Consider the following 5,211-nt stretch of genomic DNA (forward strand, 5'->3'; position numbering starts at 1 on the left):
CGCGGCGCAGCAGGCCGCCGAGCGGCTGCGCGCCGACGCCGAGAAGTTCAAGGCGGACACCGAGGCCGCCGCGGAGCGGCTCAGGAACGAGGCCCAGGAGGAGACGGACTGGCTCCTGGACGAGGCGCGCAAGGACGCGGCCAAGCGCCGCGCCGACGCCGCCGAGCAGGCCGACCAGCTCATCAACAAGGCCCAGGAGGAGGCGCTGCGCGCCGCCACCGAGGCCGAGGCCCAGGCCGACACGATGGTGGGCGCCGCCCGCAAGGAGGCCGGCCGTATCACCGCGGACGCCACCGTCGAGGGCAACTCCCTGGTGGAGAAGGCCCGTACGGACGCGGACGAGCTGCTCGTCGGCGCGCGGCGGGACGCGACGGCCATCCGGGACCGGGCCGAGGAGCTGCGCGTACGGGTCGAGAGCGAGATCGAGCAGCTCCACGAGCGCGCCCGCCGGGAGACCTCCGAGCAGCTCAAGACCGTCGGCGAGCGCGTCGACAATCTGATGAAGGCCGCCAACGAGCAGCGGACCGAGGCCGACGCGAAGGCCAAGCAGCTCGTCGCCGACGCCGGTTCCGAGGCGAGCAGAGTACGGATCGCCGCGGTGAAGAAGGCCGAGGCCCTGCTCAAGGAGGCCGAGCAGAAGAAGGCCGGACTCATCAGAGAGGCCGAGGAGTTGCGCGCGGACGCCGCCCGGGAGGCCAAGCGTACGGTCGACGAAGGCAAGCGCGAACTCGATGTCCTGGTGCGCAGGCGCGAGGACATTCAGGCGGAGATCTCCCGCGTCCAGGATGTACTCGAAGCTTTGGAGTCGTTTGAGGCACCCGCCGGTCCTACGAAGGACACCCAGGTCAAGGCGGGCGCCGCGGCGGGAACAACCCGTTCGAGTGGCAAGTCGTCCGACAGCTAGCCACTCAAAAGGCTGGACATTCTCCAGATCAAACCGGCATCCGCTCGATGACACGCCGCTTAGGCCCCTAGGATTCCCTCTATCACCTCACCGGTCTCATTCGACAGGAACCCCATGAGCGACACTTCCTCCCCATTCGGCTTCGAGCTCGTGCGGCGTGGTTACGACCGCGGTCAGGTGGACGACCGCATTACCAAACTCGTCGCCGACCGTGACAGTGCCCTGGCCCGTATCACCGCACTGGAGAAGCGCATCGAGGAGCTCCACCTCGAAACGCAGAACGCCCAGGCCCAGGTAACCGACGCGGAGCCGTCGTACGCCGGACTCGGCGCCCGGGTCGAGAAGATCCTCCGCCTCGCCGAGGAGGAGGCGAAGGACCTGCGCGAGGAGGCCAGGCGCGCGGCCGAGCAGCACCGCGAGCTGGCCGAGTCGGCGGCCCAGCAGGTGCGCAACGACGCCGAGGCGTTCGCGGCGGAGCGCAAGGCCAAGGCCGAGGACGAGGGCGTCCGTATCGTCGAGAAGGCGAAGGGTGACGCCTCGACCCTGCGTACGGACGCGCAGAAGGACGCACAGTCCAAGCGCGAGGAGGCCGACGCGCTCTTCGAGGAGACCCGCGCCAAGGCCGCCCAGGCCGCCGCGGACTTCGAGACGAACCTGGCCAAGCGCCGCGAGCAGTCGGAGCGCGACCTGGCCGCGCGTCAGGCCAAGGCCGAGAAGCGCCTGGCGGAGATCGAGCACCGCGCCGAGCAGCTCCGCCTGGAGGCCGAGAAGCTGCGTACGGACGCGGAGCGCCGCTCCCGGCAGACCGTCGAGACGGCGCAGCGCCAGGCCGAGGACATCGTGGCCGACGCGAACGCCAAGGCCGACCGGATCCGCAGCGAATCGGAGCGCGAGCTGGCGGCGCTCACCAACCGCCGCGACTCGATCAACGCCCAGCTCACCAACGTCCGCGAGATGCTGGCCACGCTGACCGGCGCCGCGGTGGCCGCCGCGGGCAGCCCGGCGGACGACGAGCCGATCTCCCGTGGTGTGCCGGCCCAGCAGACCCGCTGAGCCGCCCGCCGAAGCCGTCGTCGTACGGGGTCTGAGCCCGATCGGCTGAGCCCGCGACGGTGGTCGAGCAGATCGACGTAGGTAACGATCGTGCAAGCCCCCTGTCACTTCGGTGGCGGGGGGCTTCGCGCGCCTCTAGGTTGTCCGCATGATCGAGGTGTCCGCATGAGGCTGTCCGCATGATCGAGGTCGAGGGGCTCACCAAACACTTCGGCCGCAAGGTCGCGGTCGATAATCTCTCCTTCCAGGTCAGGCCCGGAGTGGTGACGGGCTTTCTCGGCCCCAACGGCGCGGGCAAGTCGACCACGATGCGGATGATGCTCGATCTGGACATCCCGACCGGTGGCTCTGTCAGGATCGACGGCAGGCGCTACCGCGAACTCGCCGAGCCGCTCAAGCACATCGGGGCGCTGCTGGAGGCGAAGGCCATGCACGGTGGCCGCAGCGCGTACAACAATCTCCTCTGTCTGGCACAGAGCAATCGCATTCCCGCGAGCCGCGTGGACGAGGTGCTCGACATGGTCGGGCTGACCGCCGTGGCGGGAAAGAAGTCGAAAGGCTTCTCCCTCGGTATGGGACAGCGGCTCGGAATCGCCTCCGCGCTGCTCGGCGATCCCGAGATCCTGATGTTCGACGAGCCGGTGAATGGTCTGGACCCGGAGGGTATCCACTGGATCCGCAATCTGATGAAAGCGCTGGCGAACGACGGCCGGACGATCTTTGTCTCCAGCCATCTCATGAGTGAAATGGCTCTGACCGCTGATCACTTGATCGTGATCGGGCAGGGCAGACTGCTGGCGAACACCTCGATGGCGGACTTCATCCGGGAGAATTCCCGCAGTTATGCCCGGCTGCGCTCACCGGACCGGGAGCGGCTGAAGGACGTACTGCACGCGGCGGGCTTCACCGCGGTCGAGGCCGACGGCGGAGTGCTGGAGATCGACGGGGGCACCACCGAGGAGCTGGGCGAGCTGGCGGCCGGCCATGGGATCGTGCTGCATGAGCTGAGCGCGCAGCGCGCCTCGCTCGAAGAAGCGTTCATGCAGATGACGGCCGAGTCGGTCGAGTACCACGCCCACACGGGCCCCGAGGGCGGCCAGGTGCAGCCACAGCCGCAGCCCGCGTGGGGCCAGAGCGCTCAGGACCACCAGGGCGAGGGAGTCTGACCATGGCATCGGTACCCGCGGTCCTCCGCTCCGAGTGGACCAAGATCCGTACGGTCTCCTCCACGGTCTGGACGCTGATCAGCGCCCTGGTGGTGACCGTGGCCCTGGGCGCGGCCCTCTCCGCGCTGCTGAACTCGACCTTCGACGAGCTGACGGAACCGCAGCAGGTCACCTTCGATCCGACCTTCACCAGCTTCTCCGGCATGGTCCTGGGCCAGCTCGCGATGGTCGTCTTCGGAGTGCTGGTGGTCGGATCCGAGTACAGCTCGGGCATGATCCGTACGTCCCTGGCCGCCGTACCGCGGCGCGGCGCCTTCCTCTTCGCCAAGGTCCTGGTGGCCGGAGCGCTGGCGCTGGTGGTCGGGCTCGTCACCGGTTTCCTGGCGTTCTTCCTCGGCCAGGCGCTGCTGGGTGACCACAGCACCGGCATCGGCGAGCCGAATGTGCTGCGCGCGGTGATCGGCAGCGGGCTCTATATGACGCTGATCGCCCTCTTCTCGATGGGCGTGGCGGCGATGCTGCGCAGTTCGATCCTCTCGCTCGGCATTCTGATGCCGTTCTTCTTCCTCGTCTCGCAGATCCTCGCGGCCGTCCCGGTCGCGAAGGAGGTCGCCCACTACTTCCCGGACCAGGCCGGCTCCAGGATCATGCAGGTGGTGCCCGGCGCCATGAATTCCGAGGAGGCTCCGTACGGTCCCTGGGGCGGTCTCGGGATCATGGTCCTGTGGGTGGCCGCGGCCCTTCTGGGCGGTTATCTGGTGCTGAGGAAGCGGGACGCGTAGCCCGTTCGTCATGGGCCCCGTAGCCCGTTCGTCACCGACTCTCCGCCTGAACGACTTGGCCGCAACCGTCAAGGCCCGGATATCCTCCTAACTCTTACGGGGGTTTTCAGCCGGGAACGGCGACTGCCCCGACGACCTGACCTGTCGATGGGGCTGGAGAATGATCGAGGCAGTCGGCCTGACGAAGCGCTACGGCGCCAAGACGGCCGTGTACAACCTTTCCTTCCAGGTACGGCCCGGCTCGGTGACCGGGTTCCTGGGCCCCAACGGTTCCGGCAAATCGACCACCATGCGGATGATCCTCGGCCTCGACCAGCCGAGCGCGGGCCATGTCACGGTCGGCGGACATCCCTTCCGGCAGTTGCCGAACGCACCACGTCAGGTGGGCGCGCTGCTCGACGCCAAGGCGGTGCACGGCGGACGCAGCGCGCGCAATCATCTGCTCTCGCTGGCCCAGCTCTCCGGGATCCCGGCGACCAGGGTGGACGAGGTGCTCGGTGTCGTCGGCCTCCAGGATGTGGCCAGAAAGCGTTCCAAGGGCTTCTCGCTCGGTATGGGCCAGCGGCTCGGTATCGCGGCGGCGCTGCTCGGCGATCCGCAGGTGCTGCTCTTCGACGAGCCGGTCAACGGGCTCGATCCCGAGGGCATCCTCTGGGTCCGCAATCTGATGAAGCAGCTCGCCGCCGAGGGCCGTACGGTGTTCGTCTCGTCACATCTCATGAGTGAGATGGCCGTCACGGCCGACCATCTGATCGTGATCGGACGCGGTCAGCTCCTCGCCGACATGAGCGTCAAGGACTTCATCTCGGCCAACTCGGCGGACTTCGCGCGGGTGCGCGTCGCACGGAGCGACCAGGACCGGGACCTGGACCAGGAGCGCCGCGAGAAGCTGAAGTCCGCGCTCACCGAGGCGGGCGGCCAGGTGCTCTCCGAGCCGGACGGCGCGCTGCGGATCACCGGGCTCCCGCTGCCACGGATCAGCGATCTGGCGCACGAGGCGGACGTACGGCTCTGGGAGCTCTCCCCGCACCAGGCCTCGCTGGAGGAGGCGTACATGCGGATGACACAGAGCGCCGTGGACTACCGCTCGACGGCCGACGCGCTGGCCGGCTTCCAGCAGCCGCAGATGCCCGGCTACGGGCCGCAGTACGGGTACGGTGCCGGGCCGCAGGGCTACGCGCCGCCGGTCGTCCCGGACGTGCCGCAGCAGGGCTGGTATCCCCCGCCGCCGCCCGGAGCCAACCCGTACGCGAGCGACAGCCCGGCCGCGGCGGCTCCGGCCGCTCCCCAGGCCGCGACGGCGTCG

General features: G+C 68.9%; 4 protein-coding genes and 1 pseudogene. All 5 read left to right on the top strand.

Annotated features, from left to right (window positions below):
- Window positions 1-904: pseudogene (locus GA0115259_RS34570) on the top strand (hypothetical protein); the annotation flags it as partial.
- A 114-nt stretch (window positions 905-1,018) separates the two neighbouring features.
- A complete protein-coding gene (locus GA0115259_RS34575; RefSeq protein ID WP_093604234.1) occupies window positions 1,019-1,957 on the top strand; it encodes a coiled-coil domain-containing protein in 939 nt (312 codons plus the stop codon).
- A gap of 179 nt (window positions 1,958-2,136) precedes the next feature.
- Window positions 2,137-3,123, top strand: a complete 987-nt coding sequence (locus GA0115259_RS34580; RefSeq protein ID WP_093604236.1) for an ABC transporter ATP-binding protein — start codon at window positions 2,137-2,139, stop codon at window positions 3,121-3,123.
- A gap of 2 nt (window positions 3,124-3,125) precedes the next feature.
- Window positions 3,126-3,905, top strand: a complete 780-nt coding sequence (locus tag GA0115259_RS34585; protein ID WP_093604238.1) for an ABC transporter permease — start codon at window positions 3,126-3,128, stop codon at window positions 3,903-3,905.
- 160 nt (window positions 3,906-4,065) lie between these two features.
- A partial coding sequence (locus GA0115259_RS34590; RefSeq protein WP_093604240.1) for an ABC transporter ATP-binding protein occupies window positions 4,066-5,211 on the top strand: 1,146 nt, incomplete at its 3' end.

The organism is Streptomyces sp. MnatMP-M17, from assembly GCF_900091995.1.
Classification (GTDB): Bacteria; Actinomycetota; Actinomycetes; order Streptomycetales; family Streptomycetaceae; genus Streptomyces.